The organism is Methylobacterium soli (genome assembly GCF_008806385.1).
In the GTDB taxonomy this organism is placed as follows: Bacteria; Pseudomonadota; Alphaproteobacteria; order Rhizobiales; family Beijerinckiaceae; genus Methylobacterium; species Methylobacterium soli.
In genome coordinates, this window is the sequence record NZ_VZZK01000009.1 from 64,387 (window position 1) to 80,955 (window position 16,569).

The 16,569-nt window shown below is 68.4% G+C and carries 19 protein-coding genes; 9 read left to right on the forward strand and 10 right to left on the reverse strand.

Annotation, left to right across the window (positions count from 1 at the left end; translation table 11 throughout):
* Positions 1-101: 101 nt before the first annotated feature.
* Both F6X53_RS10725 and F6X53_RS10730 read left to right on the forward strand, forming a co-directional pair.
* Positions 102-932 (forward strand): LssY C-terminal domain-containing protein, encoded by an 831-nt coding sequence (locus F6X53_RS10725; protein ID WP_151000020.1) that lies wholly within the window; start codon positions 102-104, stop codon positions 930-932.
* 614 nt (positions 933-1,546) lie between these two features.
* The gene (locus F6X53_RS10730) at positions 1,547-2,248 is read left to right on the forward strand and encodes a hypothetical protein (RefSeq protein WP_151000021.1); all 702 of its coding nucleotides are present in this window, start codon (positions 1,547-1,549) and stop codon (positions 2,246-2,248) included.
* Between the two features lie 30 nt (positions 2,249-2,278).
* Here F6X53_RS10730 and F6X53_RS10735 read toward each other — a convergent pair whose 3' ends face one another.
* Both F6X53_RS10735 and gcvA read right to left on the reverse strand, forming a co-directional pair.
* The gene (locus F6X53_RS10735) at positions 2,279-2,602 is read right to left on the reverse strand and encodes a hypothetical protein (protein ID WP_151000022.1); all 324 of its coding nucleotides are present in this window, start codon (positions 2,600-2,602) and stop codon (positions 2,279-2,281) included.
* 1,107 nt (positions 2,603-3,709) lie between these two features.
* A complete protein-coding gene (gene gcvA, locus F6X53_RS10745; RefSeq protein ID WP_151000023.1) occupies positions 3,710-4,675 on the reverse strand; it encodes a transcriptional regulator GcvA in 966 nt (321 codons plus the stop codon).
* Between the two features lie 95 nt (positions 4,676-4,770).
* Between gcvA and F6X53_RS10750 the strand changes: the two genes are divergently transcribed.
* A complete protein-coding gene (locus tag F6X53_RS10750; protein ID WP_151000024.1) occupies positions 4,771-5,727 on the forward strand; it encodes a zinc-dependent alcohol dehydrogenase family protein in 957 nt (318 codons plus the stop codon).
* A gap of 119 nt (positions 5,728-5,846) precedes the next feature.
* Here F6X53_RS10750 and F6X53_RS10755 read toward each other — a convergent pair whose 3' ends face one another.
* The 4 genes from F6X53_RS10755 to F6X53_RS10770 form a co-directional block, all read right to left on the reverse strand.
* Positions 5,847-6,242, reverse strand: coding sequence for a nuclear transport factor 2 family protein (locus F6X53_RS10755; protein ID WP_151000025.1), 396 nt, complete (start codon positions 6,240-6,242; stop codon positions 5,847-5,849).
* Between the two features lie 48 nt (positions 6,243-6,290).
* Entirely contained in the window at positions 6,291-6,539 is a 249-nt protein-coding gene (locus F6X53_RS10760) for a hypothetical protein (protein ID WP_191970791.1), read from the reverse strand.
* 99 nt (positions 6,540-6,638) lie between these two features.
* Complete coding sequence (locus tag F6X53_RS10765; protein ID WP_151000175.1) at positions 6,639-7,379, reverse strand: SDR family NAD(P)-dependent oxidoreductase; 741 nt, start codon at positions 7,377-7,379, stop codon at positions 6,639-6,641.
* A gap of 43 nt (positions 7,380-7,422) precedes the next feature.
* Entirely contained in the window at positions 7,423-8,073 is a 651-nt protein-coding gene (locus F6X53_RS10770; RefSeq protein WP_151000026.1) for a hydrolase, read from the reverse strand.
* A 142-nt stretch (positions 8,074-8,215) separates the two neighbouring features.
* On the opposite strand from F6X53_RS10770, the gene F6X53_RS10775 reads away from it, so the two are divergent.
* Both F6X53_RS10775 and F6X53_RS10780 read left to right on the forward strand, forming a co-directional pair.
* Positions 8,216-9,130 (forward strand): LysR family transcriptional regulator, encoded by a 915-nt coding sequence (locus F6X53_RS10775; RefSeq protein ID WP_151000027.1) that lies wholly within the window; start codon positions 8,216-8,218, stop codon positions 9,128-9,130.
* A gap of 139 nt (positions 9,131-9,269) precedes the next feature.
* The gene (locus tag F6X53_RS10780; protein WP_151000028.1) at positions 9,270-10,205 is read left to right on the forward strand and encodes a pirin family protein; all 936 of its coding nucleotides are present in this window, start codon (positions 9,270-9,272) and stop codon (positions 10,203-10,205) included.
* Positions 10,206-10,237: 32 nt separating this feature from the next.
* Here F6X53_RS10780 and F6X53_RS10785 read toward each other — a convergent pair whose 3' ends face one another.
* Together F6X53_RS10785 and F6X53_RS10790 are read right to left on the reverse strand one after the other, a co-directional pair.
* Positions 10,238-10,621 (reverse strand): nuclear transport factor 2 family protein, encoded by a 384-nt coding sequence (locus tag F6X53_RS10785; protein ID WP_151000029.1) that lies wholly within the window; start codon positions 10,619-10,621, stop codon positions 10,238-10,240.
* A gap of 87 nt (positions 10,622-10,708) precedes the next feature.
* Positions 10,709-11,119 carry a DUF2867 domain-containing protein gene (locus tag F6X53_RS10790; RefSeq protein ID WP_151000030.1) on the reverse strand — a complete coding sequence of 137 codons (411 nt, stop codon included), beginning with the start codon at positions 11,117-11,119 and terminating at the stop codon, positions 10,709-10,711.
* A 47-nt stretch (positions 11,120-11,166) separates the two neighbouring features.
* Between F6X53_RS10790 and F6X53_RS10795 the strand changes: the two genes are divergently transcribed.
* Together F6X53_RS10795 and F6X53_RS10800 are read left to right on the forward strand one after the other, a co-directional pair.
* Positions 11,167-11,511, forward strand: a complete 345-nt coding sequence (locus F6X53_RS10795; RefSeq protein WP_151000031.1) for a hypothetical protein — start codon at positions 11,167-11,169, stop codon at positions 11,509-11,511.
* Positions 11,512-11,662: 151 nt separating this feature from the next.
* Positions 11,663-11,911, forward strand: a complete 249-nt coding sequence (locus F6X53_RS10800) for a DMT family transporter (protein WP_151000032.1) — start codon at positions 11,663-11,665, stop codon at positions 11,909-11,911.
* A gap of 215 nt (positions 11,912-12,126) precedes the next feature.
* On the opposite strand, the gene F6X53_RS10805 is transcribed toward F6X53_RS10800, so the two are convergent.
* Complete coding sequence (locus tag F6X53_RS10805; RefSeq protein ID WP_238298781.1) at positions 12,127-12,546, reverse strand: zinc-binding dehydrogenase; 420 nt, start codon at positions 12,544-12,546, stop codon at positions 12,127-12,129.
* A 447-nt stretch (positions 12,547-12,993) separates the two neighbouring features.
* Between F6X53_RS10805 and F6X53_RS10810 the strand changes: the two genes are divergently transcribed.
* Positions 12,994-13,962, forward strand: a complete 969-nt coding sequence (locus tag F6X53_RS10810; RefSeq protein ID WP_373876023.1) for a sulfurtransferase — start codon at positions 12,994-12,996, stop codon at positions 13,960-13,962.
* A gap of 16 nt (positions 13,963-13,978) precedes the next feature.
* On the forward strand, positions 13,979-15,220 hold the full coding sequence (locus F6X53_RS10815; RefSeq protein WP_238298779.1) for a YeeE/YedE thiosulfate transporter family protein: 1,242 nt from the start codon (positions 13,979-13,981) through the stop codon (positions 15,218-15,220).
* Between the two features lie 7 nt (positions 15,221-15,227).
* Here F6X53_RS10815 and F6X53_RS10820 read toward each other — a convergent pair whose 3' ends face one another.
* Complete coding sequence (locus F6X53_RS10820) at positions 15,228-16,553, reverse strand: LLM class flavin-dependent oxidoreductase (protein WP_151000033.1); 1,326 nt, start codon at positions 16,551-16,553, stop codon at positions 15,228-15,230.
* Between the last annotated feature and the right edge of the window lie 16 nt (positions 16,554-16,569).

The following is a 16,569-nucleotide window of genomic DNA, read 5'->3' on the forward strand; positions in this document are numbered from 1 at the left end:
CGCGCGGCGTGCTCGCGCCGCCTCCGGACATCGAGGCCGGGCACGCACCTCCGAGCGACGCGCGCCGGTCCCGGACGGCAGGCGCAGGAAGGGAGCACCCCGTGCGACGCCTGAAACGGCTTGGCCAACGCGCGCTGGTGGCACTCCTCGGCCTCGTGACGGTCTGGCTGATCCTGGTGCTGTTCTACGACGTCGCCGACCGTCGCCTTCCCCTCATCCTGGCGCTGGCCTCCACCTACGCCGCCGCTGCCTACCTGATCCTGCCGCGTGCGATCCGGCTCGGCGCGCGCATCCTCAACCGGGGCCAAGTCCCCTCCTACGCGCTGACCGGCGATGGCCTGCCGGGCGATCCCGTCAACATTGCCCTGATCGGCACCTCCGAGGCATTGCGCAGCGCGTTCCTCCGGGCTGGTTGGACGCAGGCGGATCCGCTCGGGATCGGCAGCTCGTGGAGGATGGCATGCGCCTTCATCCTCAACCGTCCCTATCCGGGTGCCCCGTTCAGCACGCTCTACCTGTTCGATCGGGGACAGGATGTCGGCTTTCAGAGGCCGATCGGCGACAGCCCGCGCAAGCGCCACCATGTCCGCTTCTGGGGCATCCCGATTGAGCGCGCGGAGGATACCCTCGACACCGCGGCCTTCTGGCTCGCGTCGCACCCGCCGATCGGCGCGGAGCGCGCTTTGTGGATCGGCGCTGCGACCAAGGATGTCGGCATCTCCCTGACGCGCCTCAGTTTCCAGATCACCCACGCGACCGACGCTGACACCGATGCGGAGCGCGCGTTCCTCGTCGGCGAACTGACGGAGCATGGAGGGATCGGACCGGTGCGCTATCACCGCCCCGGCGAGCGGCTGTCGATCGGCACGGTGAACCGCTACGTCAGCGACGGCTTGGTCGCCGTGGCGGATCTGGGCCGGCAATCCCGGTGATGCGCCTCTGGACGGCTCGGCTGCGTGAGAGAGGCGCGTTCACGCTGACGCAGACCTCAGGGCGTCCTGTCGTGTCGGTGGCGGAGCCATCGGCCTGTCGCCTGCGGACATCGGATCTTGCAATCGAACGTCCGAAAACCAATCAGGGGCGGACATTCGGCCCATTCACGCCCGTTGCAGCAATCCAGAAGCAGATGAGGGGAAGGCTCCCGCTCCCGGCTTGGCGAAGAAGGGTGAGCGACTGTCACCTGCGATCAAGCAACACGCCACCGCTCCGCTCTCGTGGGATTGTTCAGGATCGTCGGCCACAGCCGGGAGGGGCCGATGCACTTGCGGGCGCGCTCCTTCACGCAGCTGAGCGGCCTGACGGCGGCCCCTGTTCTCGTTCCGTCCCTCGGCGACACCATGAAGCCAGCCGCGCTCCCGCCCGAGAGGGCCTCCATGGGCGAGGCTCCAGACGGCAGCTCGGCGACGCCCGCCGACGACCTTCAGAGCGGTGCCTGCGGGTGTTGCCGCTGGCCGGTCCGCCCCTTGTTCGAGTGCCCCTTCGGGCACTTAACCGAATCCATACCGATCACCGCTAGGCGTGATGCACTGGCCCCGGGCTCCCGCGCATGCGACCGCAAAAAGATCGTCCGAGATTGTTCTGGCGCTGCCGGGTTCCTGATCTGGCGCCGGCCCGGGGGCCGGCCCTCGGCTTTGCTTTCACCCTCTCGGCCCTGATCCTGGGCCCGACGCAGCCGCGGGCGGAGGATTCTGCGCGCGCCGCGGAGCCGGTAACCATCGATTCCCCGGCCCTGGCAGTCCGGATCTCGCCCGCGCCGGAAACGACCGGCGCCCTGCCCAATCCGTCGGCGGCCGAGGTCGGGACCCTGGCGGGAGGCGACCCGTTCGCGGGCATCTATCTCGGCGGCGGGCTGATCGAGTTCTTGCTGACCGGTGAGATCGCACCGCGGCGGCGCGCCGGCACCTTGCCCCCGCCTGTCGCTCCCTCCGGGCGCGATCCGGGGGCGGCCCCCGTGACGGTCCCGGCTCCCCGCATGGTGGTGGTGCCGTATGACGGCGACCTGCCGCCCGGGACCGTGATCGTCAACGAGACGCGGCGGGAGGTCTATCGAATCCTGCCGGGACGGCGGGCGGAGTGCCACAGCGCCGGCGAAGCCTTTCTCGATCTCGCCAAATCCCTGACCGACAAGTCCCGATCCGGCCAGTCTTCACCCGACACGCCGAAGGCGGGAATTGCGTCGCGCGGACGCGTGTCGAGCGGGTCGGAACCGCGCCGGCAGAGTCAGGAGCGCCGGCGCGGCTCCGTGTAATGGCCCCAGGGCCGAATGCGCAGCTGAAGATCAGCGCAGGCGACGCGGGCAGCCCGTCGGGCGCATCGAGTAATATTCCGGGCTCACCACCGTGCGGGTCTCGAGATAGATCGCAGGGTTGTAGACGTTCCGAGCGACGCCGCCATGCTGATAGATGATGTTGGACCGGAACTCGTTCGACGAGGGCTGCTGCAGAACGCCCTGGGGGTTCACCAGATCGACCTGCTTCTTGTACATCACCCGGTAGCACGTATCGTTGTTCGGAACGACTTCCTCGGTGTAGCTCTGTGCCAGAGCCGAAGTCGTGGCCGAGACTGAAAGGGCCAGTGCGGCCATTGCCAGAAACCCGCGCATGTCATCCCCTATACAAGTGTTAAGGTGTCGCTAAGAATTTTGGATTAAGCGTACAAAATCGTACGGTCACTCCGTATTCTCTACCGACCGGAGGCCCTTCGAGAATTGATTCTGTTCCGCCGCCGGCGCGCGGTTGGCTCGAATCATGTCTCGGCTGCCGACAGGGGCGCGACGCTGATCCGCGACGTTTTGCGGGAGGAGAGGGCGCGGCGGTGGGGCTCGGGACGACGAGAGGCCGCAGTCCCGGGGGCATGTGGACAACCTGTAGACAGGCTGGGGATCGTCAGGCCATCCCGAGCGTCCGGGACCCCAACGCGCCGCCTGTCGCGATCCCTTCCAGCCCCGGCATGATGATCGCCCAGGCCGCCTGGATCCGGTCTTGGTCCGGTTCCCCTCAACCGTGCCGCGGCGCTCACCATGCCCACCGCGTCGCCGTGCGAGATCGCGTTTGTCCGCCTCGATCTCAGCGCGAGGGATGCTTGAACTCGGGAAGACGGATCGGGAGATCGCCGACACGCTCGGCCAGCGCACCACCTCCGCGAGCCGACCTGTCACCGGAGGGCCGACATGAAGCGCTCAAACGCCCGCGTTCCGGCGGACCTGCGCGGCCCCGACCGTTCCGGCAAGGCGGAACTACATGGAAAAACCCGCCGAGGCGGGTTCATGGGATGAGGCTAAGTCGTTGATTTGATTTGGCTGGGAGACCTGGATTCGGACTCGACGGCCAGCAGCCAAATATCCTGAGTGATCGCAACGGTTTAGGTCAACACCGCCGTCCCCCTGTGTAGCACTCAGAGGGGACACCGTGTCAACCGGACGGCTGTCGTAGGGCTGTGGGAACTCCTTCCGGTTCAAGCAGCACATTCGGCAGAAATCTGACCCAACACCCTCTACGTTGACCGCAGCCCGCAGGTGCAGGACCACGCTGAAGGGGGAGGGGGCTCCAGCCACTTCATTCGCTTGCCGAGTTGCTCCTCTTCTCAGGATTGAAGTCCGTGAACAGTGTCCCGCCCAGGAAGCGAGTGCCGCCGATCACCGCCACGTCGTCGAGCAGCACGCAACAGCTTAGGCTGGTCTCAGCGAAGCCGCTCCGCAGCGGCGCGGCTGTTATGCACTATCGGCGCGAGCGTTGACTTGGAGCAGCCCCAACGCGCCCAACTCGGGGGCTTGCGCGTCATAGGAGCGCCGCCGACCTGCGGAGCCTAGCCAGTCGACCAGCTTCCCGACATCCCTCGCCCGAGCCGGATGTCGTGGGTGGACGACCCAGTAGGGGTGGGCGTCGAGGACCGGCCCGAAGGGTTGGACCAGTGCGCCGCTTGCCAGGTCGTCGGCGGCAAGCACGACCGACAGGAGCGCTATCCCCTGACCTGCAATCGCGGCCTGAATGACGTGACCTTCGTCGCTGAAGTGAATACCCGCGCCGGCATCGACGTCCGTGATCCCGGCCTTCCGCAGCCAGGCCGGCCATGTCGGCGTCTCGTCGGTCAGGTCGGGCCACTCGAAGTGCAGCAGCGGGTAACTTGCCAGATCTCGCTCGGATCGAACCGCGAGGCGAGGACTGCAAGCGGGTGTGACCCGGTCGACCACCAGCCTGTGAGCGTCGAGGTCAGGGTAGGGACCGGGTCCGTATCGGACGGCGACGTCCACTCCGTCGCGAGCGAAGTCGATCAGGCTGTCGGACGCGTGCAGGCGAAGGTCGCAACCGGGATGCGCGGCACGGAAGTCGGCAAGCCGTGGCACGAGCCACTTCGCGACGAAGGCAGTCGGGGCCGAGAGCGTGAGAAGACCGGCCGAGTGTCGGCCGCGGATCTGGTCGATGGCTTCGGCGAAGGCGTCGAAACCGTCGCGAAGCACGGGCAGCAGCACGGCTCCCTCGACGGTCAGCCGGACCCGGCGCGTCTCGCGGTGGAAGAGGCGAAGCCCCAAGGTCTGTTCGAGGAGCCGGATCTGATGGCTGATGGCGGTCGCCGTGACGCCAAGCTCGTCGGCGGCACCGCGAAAGCTCAGGCGGCGCCCGGCCGCCTCGAAGGCCCGCAGCGCCGCGAGCGGGGGGAGTGGTCTCCGCATCATCATGGTTGAACGTAGCTCATCCATCCCCTGAGGAAAACGAGTTCGTCATCCCGCCTCCCGGCTGACACGAGGGCGCCTGCCAAGGACAGGAGGCTCACTTGAAAGCGATGGTGTTGACGAGGTTCGGCCGGCCGGACAGCTTCGAGCTTCGGGACCTTCCCGACCCCCGACCGGGACCTCGGCAGGTCCGTGTGGCCGTGCATGCGACGTCGATCAACCCGCTCGACTGCCAGATCCGGCGCGGTGACTACGCCGACCAGGTCGAGCTGCCGGCCATCATCGGGCACGACGTCTCCGGGATTGTCGACCAGATAGGATCCGACGTGACGGAGTTCAGCGTCGGGGATGAGGTCTACTACACACCGAGGATCTTCGGCGGCCCGGGTTCGTACGCGGAGTACCACGTGGCGGACGCCGGCATCGTGGCGCGAAAGCCGGTCAACCTAACCCATTCCGAGGCCGCGAGCGTCAGTCTCGTCGGCGTGACCGTCTGGGAAGGTCTGGTCGAGCGCGCTCGATTGCAGGTGACCGAGACCGTCTTGGTCCACGGCGGCGCGGGGGGCGTCGGGGCCATCGCCGTCCAGGTCGCGAAGGCCATCGGCGCGCGGGTCCTGGCGACGGCGCGAGGCAGCGACGCGGCACTCGTCGAACGGCTCGGCGCCTCGGCAGTCATCGATTTCGAGCGCGAGGATTACGTGGACGCCGTCGATCGCCTGACCGAAGGTAGGGGCGTCGACGTCGTCCTGGATACGATCGGGCGGGACACGCTCTCGCGTTCCCCACGCATCCTGCGCGAGGATGGGCGCGTGGTCACCCTGGTCGACACCTCCACGCCCCAGAACCTCATCGACGCCTGGGGCCGGAACGCGACCTACCACTTCGTCTTCTCTCGCCAGAACGGCAGCAAGCTCGGCGCCCTGACGCGCCTCCTTGAGCGAGGCCTGGTGGTGCCGCAAGTCGGCTTGGAGTTTCCCCTCGACGAAGTCGCACACGCTCACGCGCGCTCCGAGGAGGGCCGGCTCAAGGGCAAGATCGTGCTCCGCGTGAGATCGTGATGCCGTCGGATTCCTGCCGAAGTCCCTAACCTGACACCGGCGGGGCCGGCGCCACGAAAGGGAAGCGGGCCGCTTTGAGATCGAGCCCGCTGAGACCGTGATTTCGCACGGTGGCGGTCTCAACTGGCCGGCGGGTTGAGCAGCACCCAGAGGCGCGCGATCCTGCCGCCGACGACCTCGGCAACGTCCGTTCCGGTGACCGCGACCGGTCCGCCTTCCGGACCCGCCTTCCACCGCAGGGAACCCAAGCCGTGGTGCCCGACGGCCACGCCAACCGGGGTGAACCGGAAAGTGGGCCCGAACTGGTCCAAGAGCTTGCCGGCGACGGCGGCGATGGCGGCCCGCCCCCGCACGACATCGGCCGGCTCGAACATGACCGGCTCGTCGACGAAGAGCTCGTCGAGGGCCGCAGCCCGCTTGCCGGCGTCCCGCTCGTTGAAGACACGCTCCAGGTTGGTGCGCAGCAGTTTGTCGTAATCCGGCTCCTCCGCCGGCGGGTCCTTGGTGTCGGGCAACGATCTTCTCCTACGAATCGCGACGCGAGGTTAGCTGGCGACGCGAGGTTAGCTGGATCGTGTCGGCGGCCCACCGGGGATCTTCAGGTCAGGTAAGCCGCTGTCCTCGGTCAAGGCGGCGCCCGCGATGAAGCCGGCCTCCAGAACAAGCGGGAACGCCGCCAGGGCCGCAATCGCGGTGTCCTGCCTGATACGGCCGAGCGAGATCACCAGCGTGAGCATCGCCTGCATGCCGGCCATGGGGGCCCGAGGTCGCGCGAGGCGGCGGGTCAGGGAGGCAACGGCCGCCTTGATCATGCTGTAGACCCTCGCCGCCTTCTGGTTTGAGGGCCACTGTCGCGCCTCGGCCGCCAACCTCCACGGCAGCCCCCCGAACCGAGAGCGCTTGGTGCAGCCTCAGGCGTTGGCACCGCCATCGACGGTGATGGCCGAGCCCGTGATCTGCCGCCCCGAGGGGCCGGCGAGGAACACGACCGCCGCGCCGACATCCTCAGGCTTCCCGAACCTGCCGAGGGCGTTGAAGCCCAGCTGCGCCTCGGCGTCGGGCCCCGTGGCCGGGTTGGCGTCGGTGTCGGTCGAGCCGGGATGGATCAGGTTGACCGTAATGCCGCGCGGGCCGAGCTCCCGCGCGAGGCCCTTGTTGAAGGATATGAGGGCCGACTTCGTCATCGCGTAGGCCGTCAGCCCGCCGAAGGGCACGCGCTCGGCGAGAGTGGAGCCGACCGAGACGATGCGCCCGCCGTCGGGAAGGTGGAACAAGGCCGCCTGCGAGGCCAGGACGACCGCACGCACGTTGACGTTCAGCAGCGCGTCGATGTCGGCGAGCGGGATCTCGGCGACCGGCCCGGCCCGACCGATGCCGGCGTTGTTGACCAGGATGTCGAGGCCGCCGAGCTTCTCGGCCGCCTCGTCCACGGAACGCCTGACGGCCGCCGGATCGGCGCTGTCCGCCTGGATCGCGAAGCCCCGACCGCCGAGACGCTCGATCCTCGCCACCACCTCTGCGGCCCGCCCGGCAGATTTCTCGTAGGTGACCGCGACGTCGGCCCCGGCCTTGGCAAGGGCCGCCGCGATGCCCGCGCCGATGCCGCGCGAACCCCCGGTCACCAGCGCACGCCTGCCCTTCAGGTCACTCATCATGCTCACTCCGTTACCGAGGGTCGCGCGTCCGCGGGCAAAATCACCCGGCGGCTGGCACCGGCGTGTTGAGGAGCTGCTGCTCCCAGAGGTAGGCGATGCCGCTGCCCGCGGCGTGCTGCTTGAGCACCTCGGTGAGGCCGATGGCGGTATCCAGCCGGGCCCAGTCGCGCTGCCATTCGGCCGCCAGCGCCAGCCAGGTCATCATGTTCACGCCGGCCCGGGCCATGCGCTGGATGGCGATCTCGTGAGCCTCCACCGAGGTGCCGCCGGAAGCGTCGGTGACGACCGTTACGTCCCAGCCCTCGCCCGCGGCCTGGATCGCCGGCATCGCGACGCAGATCTCGGTCCACAGCCCGGCGATGATCAACTGCTTGCGGCCCGTGGCCTTGACGGCGTCCACGGCCTTCGGGTCCTCCCAGGTGTTGATGAAGGTCCGGTCGATCACCTCCTGGCCCGGGAACACGTCGGTGACCTGCGGGAAGATGACACCGCCGCGCTCTGCGATGACGCTGGTCAGGATGGTGGGCACGCCGAACACCTTCGCCGATTTCGCCAGGGCGGCCGTGTTGTTCACGACCATGTGCGGGTCGTGGCTGTTCAGGTTCGTGAGCTGGTAGGGCTGGTGGTCGATCAGGACGAGGACCGAATCCTCGGGGCGAAGGAGTGAGTCGAGTCCGTTCCGAAAAGCCATGTGCGAGTTCAACCTCCGTTGGCGTCGGCCTGCGCGCGCCGCGCTTCGGCCGCCGCATCGACGCGCAAACAGTGGCGGTTCCGATATTCGCGCGGTAGGCTGGCGTTCGGCTACACCGTGTCGCCGAACGGGGAACGGCATCTTGGAGATCGAGGACCTGCGCACCTTCGTCGAGGTCGCCGACACCGGAGGCGTCTCGTCCGCCGCGCGCCGGCTCGGCGTGTCGAAGTCCATCGTCAGCCGCAGGCTCATGCGGCTGGAGGCCGATCTCGGTGTCCTGCTCCTCGCCCGCACCACGCACGGCGCCTCGCTAACGGAGGCCGGGACCACGTTCCGGGATCACGCGGCGCGGGTCTGCGCCGAGATCGACGTCGCCAGGGAGACGGTGTCACCCGGCGGCGATCTTCGAGGCCGCCTGCGCGTGGCCGTGCCGCTGACGTTCGGCCCGACCCATTTCGCGCCCGTGGTCGCGGCGATGGCCCAGCGCCATCCGCTGCTCCACGTCCATGCGAGCTACGGCGACCGCTTCGTCGACCTCGTCGCGGAGGGTTTCGATTGCGCGATCCGCGTCGGGTACCTCGCCGATTCCAACCTAATCGCGCGGCGTGTGGGACCGATCCACGGGAGCTTCGTCGCGAGCCCGGACTACGTCAGGGCGCACGGCTCGCCGGAGACGCCCGAGGAGCTCGCCGGCCACCAGGCGCTCATGCAGGGAACCGAGACCTGGCAGTACACGGACGGCGACGGGGTCAGGACGGTCCGTCCGCAGGGCCGGTTCAAGGCGGACAATGGGGTCGCCCTCGCGGCTGCGGCTGCGGCCGGCCTCGGCATCGCCTGGCTGCCGGACTGCATCACCTACGAGTACGTCGCCTCGGGCAGGCTCGTACGCGTTCTGACGCGTCATCCGCCGCCGCCGGCGGCCGCCTACGTGGTTCGGCCACCCGGCCCCCATGCCTCCCGCAAGGTGCGGGTCCTAACCGAGTTGCTGATGGAGTATTTCCAGGGGGCACCGGAGCTTTGGGGCCTGGACGCTGCGGCGCGCGGGCCGGGCACCTGAAGGAAGGCGTTCCGCATCCCGCGACATGGTTCTGCATTCCGCGCGACTACCCGCACGACGTGACCGCCGGCTAGACAGGAGGTCCGGCTTCTCGACGGGACGACCCGTCCACGCCGCTCCGGGCCGAGAGGATGACGTCATGAGCTGGAACCCGGCCCTGGAACCGGGCTGTCCCGACGAGATCGGCATCGACGCGGTCGAGACGCTCATCGTTCCCCGCGCGCGGGACCTTGGTGGCTTCGAGGTCCGGCGCGCCTTGCCGGCGCCGAACCGGCAGATGGTCGGGCCGTTCATCTTCTTCGACCAAGCCGGCCCCGCCGAATTCCTGACGGGCCAGGGCATCGACGTCCGGCCGCATCCGCATATCGGTCTGGGCACCGTCACCTATCTCTATCGCGGCGACTTCCATCATCGCGACAGCACCGGGGCCGACCAGGTCATCCGTCCCGGCGCGCTGAACTGGATGGTGGCGGGGCGCGGCGTCACCCATTCGGAACGCACCACGGCGACGGCGCGCGGCGGGCCCAACGGCCTGTTCGGGATCCAGACCTGGCTCGCCCTGCCGGAAAGCCACGAGGACGTGGCGCCGACCTTCGAGCACCACGGCAAGGAGGCGCTGCCGGTAATCGAGGACGGCGGTGTCTCCCTGCGCCTGATCCTCGGGACCGCCTATGGCAAGGCCGCCCCCGCGACGATGTTCTCCGAGACCTTCTATGCCGACGTGAGGCTGGAGGCGGGAAGCCTGCTGCCGCTGCCGGACGATCACGAGGACCGGGGCATCTACGTCGTCGAGGGCTCGATCTCGGTCGCTGGCCGGGAGTACGGGGCGTCCCGGATGATGGTCTTCCGCCCCGGCGACAGGATCACCGTCGCCGCCGGCGACCGTGGCGCGCGGCTGATGATCCTGGGCGGCGCGACGCTCACGGGGCCGCGCTACATCTGGTGGAACTTCGTCGCCACCTCCAAGGAGCGCATTGAGGCGGCGAAGGCCGAATGGCGCGCGCAGAAGTGGGGCGAGGGTTGCTTCGATCTACCGGCCGACGATCGGGAGGAGCACATCCCCCTTCCCGATTGAGGGGACTGGGGCATTCGGATGCGCTTCGTCGCTCAGAACATCCCGTTTGAGTTGGCGGACGTTTCGGGCAGGACCTGAAGCACATCCCAGTGCTCGACGATCCTGCCGTCGCTGTCGAGCCGGAAGATGTCGATGGCCGCATAGTCGTGGTCGCCCGGCCAATGCTGGAGGCAGTGCAGCACGACCAGGTCGCCCTCGGCCATGGCCCGCTTCACCTCGACCCGCTTGCCCGGCCACTCACGGGCCATGCGTTCGAAGTAGGCGACGAAGCCGTCCTTGCCGGTCGCCACGTGCGGGTTGTGCTGGATGTAGTCGGCGCCGACGTAGCGCTCAATGGCCTCGCGCGGCCGGCAGTCGTTGAACATCAGCTCGTAGAAGGCGATCACGTTCGCCTTGTTCTGCGCGAGATCGGTCATGCCATCCCTCTGAGGGTGGGCTTGGGACGACCGGATGATACGGCTGAAGCCGGGCCCGCGGTCAACGGCAACAGCCAAGCATGCCGCTCAACGCCTCCCGGCCCTTGCTAGGGCGGACCAGACGACGAGCACGTGTCCAGGGTGGATGGCGGCGAGGTAGGCGCGTCCCCACAGGTTATGGCAGCGGACCACGCTGGTGACGGTGAGGACTTCCTGACCATCGTCGCGCGTGTGCAGGAAGAGCGGCAGGCGGAAGTCAAGGTGGCGGTCGTCCTCGCCGAACACGATCTCCCGTGCCGACCGGGAGAGGACGGGAAGGAAGCCGAACCGGTCCCGACCGTCGCGCTCAAGTTGGTTTCGCATCTCGCCCGACGTCAGCACGCCGAACGGGCGAACCCCGAGATCGCGGACCGCCAGCGCGTTCGAGAACCAGGGGGCCGGATGCCGGAGCGCGCGCTCGGCTAGGCTCGACAGGTCGCGCGGGCCTGGCCCAGCCAGCGTCCCTGCGCGAGGCCCAGATCGCCACGATCTTCGCGGAGGCGGAGATGGCCCGCGCCAAGATCGAAGGCCTCTTCAGGCTCTACGTCGACCTCAGCCAGGGCAAGGATGGTGAGCTCGGCGGCATGGTCGTATCCGGGATCACCGCCCTCGATCAGGTCGGGCGCGGTGCCGACGTCTTGCGAGCCCAGATATCGGGCCGGCGGGACATGCTCGCCCGGCTGGTCGAGGAGGGCCAGCGCGACGGCTCGGTCTCGGCGCATGACGAGCCTCATACAATTGCTGCCGTCCTGCTCGCCCTTCTTCACGGCATACGCGTCGTCGGTAAGGCCGGCGGCCTGGCGGTGGACCGGAACGCGTTCGTCGCACGCGCCCTCCGGGTCCTGGACTGACGATGTCGCTCCTCGCGCTCCTTGCAGGGACGATGCTGCCTCTGCAGGCCGCGTCCAACGCGCGGATCGGGTGCGCTCGGTTCGCCGGTCCGGGCGGCGTCGGGGTCCGGCGTCGTGATCACGCTGGCGCTTGTCGTGACCGGCTGCCGCATTGCGCCGAGCTCCGCCTCGGACCGCGGCAGCCAGCCACCCGCCCTGGCGTGCGTGGGCCGGAGGCTTCCGCGGCGTGCTCGCGCTCTTCGGCATGACGGCGCCGCCGCGCCTGGGCGTCGCCACCATGATCGCGGCGGTCGTGTGCAGCCAGGCGGTCCTCTCGCTGCTGCTCGCCCGCTTCAGCCTGTTCGACCTGCCTGCCCAACACCTGTCCGCGCGACGCACGCTGGCCGCCACCACGCTGTGACGACGCCCGGCGGCTCATGGCGGACCCAGGACACGTGGTGGGCCGGGAGGTCATAGGGCGTCTCCTCCGCACACTCGACGGTGTCGGGGTCGATCCCGTTCGCGCGCATGCCGGGGGCGACCAGCGCGCCATGACGGTGGAGCCCGTCACCTTGTGGGTCCAGCCGCATGACGCAACAAACTCGAGCCGTTCGTTCGGGCTGCGTTCGAACGGCATCACGTTCTTACCCAAAGCACGCTTTTGCCTTTGAGCCGGCCCTGTTCCGAGCGCACATGCGCCCGCGCAACTTCGTGGAGAGGACATTTCATACCGACTTGCGGCACAACCAGGCCCCGCTCAAGGAGTGGCGTGAGCGCATCGAACTTGCTCCTGTTCTGGCGAGAGAACACGAAGTGGTCGGTCGCATTCCGGCCCCAAGCTTCGATGAGGTTTTGAGGCGCTGCGGTATCGACCACCGAGACCACCCGGCCATCGACACGCAGGATGCGGGGAGAGCGCGAAAGCGTGTCGCGCCCGATGGTATCCAAGACGACGTCCACGCCTCTGCCTTCGGTCAGGCGCATGACGGAGTCCACATAGTCCTCGCGTTCGAAATCGATGAGAGCCGAGGCGCCGAGTTGCTCGACGAGCGCCACGTCACTGCATGGCTGACACCGGCGTTGCCCCGATGTCGCTCGGCGACGAGGCCGTCTCCGAGACCGCCACGCCCGCGCAGCTGCCGGATCTCTCGCGGCGCAGTCGACCGGATGCCTGAACCGAGCCGCAATCTTGCGCTGTGCGGCGTACGTCCCAAAGGCCAAGATAGTCCTTCGTGTATTGCGGCCAGCAGAAGATGAAGTCCAAGCCTGAATTGCCCCAAAAAGAAAGTTAATTTTCTTGACTGGAGCCGGAAGAAATCAATAGTATTCCTCTCAGGTTGGTCCTTACCTGAGAATAGAGCGATATGAGAACTGTCTTGCGCCCGTATTCAGGCGGGCGCTTGGCGACAAGCTCAACCATATCGTGATGAATCCTGCATGGCGCGCGGCACGATGCCCGTACCGGCTCGCAGGATCGTGTCGAACTCACCCGGAGTCTGTCCTGTGTCGCGCTTTCCCGTCCGCCTGCTCGCGATCCTCGCAGCTACCCTCTTGCCCGTCACCGGGGTCGCTGCGCAGGAGCCGTCCGCGCGCCCAGAGGCCGTCGTGAACGACCCGAAGGCGAGCCCCCTCGTCTCCACCGTATGGCTGGAGAACAACCTCGACGCGAAGAACCTGCGCATCGTGGAAGTCAGTGTCGAGCCCGGCGTCTTCGAGCGCGGACACATCCCGGGCGCCCAGAATGTCGTCTGGCACACCGATCTCGTCGAGACGGTGAGCCGTGACATTGCCGGCCCGGAGAAGTTCACGGCCCTCGCGCGCCGCCTCGGGATCGACAAGGACAGCACGGTGGTCCTCTACGGCGACAACAACAACTGGTTCGCCGCTTGGGGCGCGTGGGTTCTGGCCCAGTATGGCCTCGTGGACAACGTCAAGCTGCTCGACGGCGGACGCAGGAAGTGGGAGGCCGAGAAGCGTCCCCTGGACACGCGTACGCCCGAGGTCGCGGCCTCCGGCTTCACGGCGTCAGCGCCTTCCCCGGCCTTGCGCGCACGCTTCGGCGACGTTCTGGCAGTGGCGAAGAGGGAGCGTGATGAGCAGATCCTCGACATCCGCTCGCCGGACGAGTTCAGCGGCAAGATCATCGCGCCCGCCGGCGTGCAGGAGCTTGCCATCCGGGCCGGCCACATCCCCGGCTCCGTCAACGTGCCCTGGGCCAAGGCCGTCAACCCGGACGGGACGCTCAAGTCGCCCGCGGAGCTGAAGGCACTCTACGCGGCGGCTGGGATCGACGGCACCAAGCCGATCATCACCTCCTGCCGCATCGGCGAACGCTCCAGCCATTCCTGGTTCGTGCTGAGCCGGGTCCTGGGCTACAGCGTGCGCAATTACGACGGGTCCTGGACCGAGTACGGCAATGCCGTCGGCGTACCGGTCGTCAACCTCGCCGGAACGATCTGGGGCGGCAAGTGACAGCCCGGAGGGGCCGGTGACGGACCGCGTTACCGAAGGGACCATGCCGCTCCGGTGGGAGCGGCATCTCGTTGCCTGGACTTGGCGGGCAGCGTGCCTGCGCTGGGGATTGTCGCTCGCCGTCGTCCTCGGGCTCGCGGGCGCAGCCTGGCGGCTGTCGAGCGAGCCCGGGGGATCCCGGCTCGCTTTGTCGCTGACCTTCGGCGCGCTGTTCGGCTTCGTGCTGCAGCGCAGCCGATTCTGCTTCTACTGCCAGTGGCGGGATCTGCTCATCCATGGCGATCCGCGCGGGATGCTCGGCATCTTAGCGGCGCTCGCCGCGGGGCTCGCGGGCTATGCAGTGGTCCTCGGCGCCTGGATGCCGGACCCGTCCGGCGCGCGTCTGCCGCCGGACGCCCACATCGGTCCGGTCGGCCCGGTCCTCGTCCTGGCAGGCGTGGCGTTCGGCGCCGGGATGGCGGTGTCCGGCTCCTGCATCAGCGCGCATCTCTACCGGCTCGGCGAGGGCTCGTCGACCGCACCCTTCGCGCTTCTCGGGACTGCGCTCGGCTTCGTGCTCGGCTTCGCGAACTGGAACACGCTGTATTTCGGGGGCGTGTCCGACGCGCCGGTGGTCTGGCTGCCACGGCATCTCGGCTACGCAGGCAGCCTCACTCTTGGCCTCGCGCTGCTGGCCGGGCTCGCTTGGCCGCTGCTGAGGCGGTTGCCGGAGACCCGGACGGGTGAGCCCGGCCCGGGGGGCGATCCTCTTCGCGCAATATTCTCCGGACGCTGGCCCGTCTGGCTCGGCGGCCTCGCCGTCGGGGCGATCGGCACGATGGCCTATCTGCGAACCGGCCCCCTCGGTGTTACGGCGGAGATCGGTGGACGGGCGCGGCAGGCGGCTGCCGCCTCAGGTCTCCTGCCCGCGCGCCTCGAGGGTCTCGACACGTTCCGCGGCTGCGCGACGGCGGTCCGCGATGCGGTTCTCACGCCGAACGGGCTGTTCGTGGCTGGGCTGGTGTTCGCCGCTTTCGCGGCCGCGCTCGCGGCCGGGCAATTCCGCCCCGAACGGCCGCGCCTCGGCCACGCAGTTCGCGGCCTGCTCGGCGGCCTGCTTCTTGGATGGGGCGCGATGACGGGCCTGGGCTGCAGCGTCGGCACTCTCCTGTCCGGCATCATGGCCGGAGCCCTCTCGGGCTGGGTTTTCGGCTTTGCCATGTTCGCGGGCGCGGCCGCGACGCTCTGGCTCGGCCGGCGTGCGGGCCTCCTTGCGTAGCGCGGCGTCAGGCGAAGAAGCGATTGCCGGGGCGCGGCAGACCGAGATGGTCGCGCAGGGTCGTGCCCGCGTAATCGCGGCGGAACAGGCCGCGGCGCTGCAACTCCGGCACCAATCTGTCGACCACGTCGTCGAGCCCTTCCGGTACGAACGGAAACATCACGTTGAAGCCGTCGCAGGCACGGCCCTCGAGCCACTCCTCCATCCGGTCGGCGACTTGCGACGCCGTGCCAACCATCTGCAGCCCGCCATAGCCGCCAACCTTGCGGGCGAGTTCGCGCACGGTGGCGCCGGTCCGGTGCGCGTAGTCAACGATCTGCGCCTGCCCGCTCTTGCTGGCATTCGTCTCGGGGATCCCGGGGAGCGGTGCGTCGAGGTCGAAGCCCGAGGCATCGACGCCGAGCCGAACCGAGAGGTTGGCGAGCCCGCTGTCGGGGTGGACAAGGTCGTCGAGGCGCGCCTTCTTGGCCCTGGCCTCCGCCTCCGTCTCTCCCAGCACCACGAAGCAGCCGGGCAGGATCTTCAGGTGCTCCGGGTCGCGGCCCGCGGCCGGCATCCGGCTCTTCACGTCGGCATAGAAGGCCTGCGCGGCCTCCAGCGTGGAGCCCGATCCGAACACCATCTCGGCGGTCTCGGCCGCGATCTGGCGGCCGGCCTCGGAGGCGCCGGCCTGCACGATCACCGGCCAACCCTGGACCGGGCGCGCGATGTTGAGCGGCCCCTTCACCTTGAGGAAGTCGCCCCGATGATCGAGGACGTGCATCTTCTCGGTCTCGAAGAACAGGCCGCTCTCCGCGTCCATCCGGAAGGCGTCGTCGGCAAACGAATCCCATAGGCCCGTCACCACGTCGAAGAACTCGCGCGCGCGGGCGTAGCGGGTGGCGTGGTCGAGATGCGCATCGCGCCCGAAGTTCAGCGCCTCGTCCGGATTGCCCGAGGTGACGAGGTTCCAGCCGGCGCGCCCCTTCGAGATGTGGTCGAGCGAGGCGAACTTCCGAGCCACATGATAGGGCTCGTTGTAGGTGGTCGAAGCGGTCGCGATTAGTCCGATGCGCTCGGTCAGCACGGCGAGCGCCGGCAGCAGCGTCAGCGGATCGAACGAGGTCACGGTGGCCGAGCGCCGGAGTGCGGCCATCGGCATGTTCATCACGGCGAGGTGGTCGGCCATGAAGAATGCGTCGAACTTCGCGGCCTCCAGACGCCGCGCGAAATGCGCCAGGTGCTCGAAGTTGAAGTTCGCATCCGGATAGCCGCCCGGATAGCGCCACCAGGCGGTGTGGATCCCGATCGGGCGCATGAAGGCGCCGAGATGCAACTGGCGGTCCTGGCTCATGCGTGCGCGCTCCGGC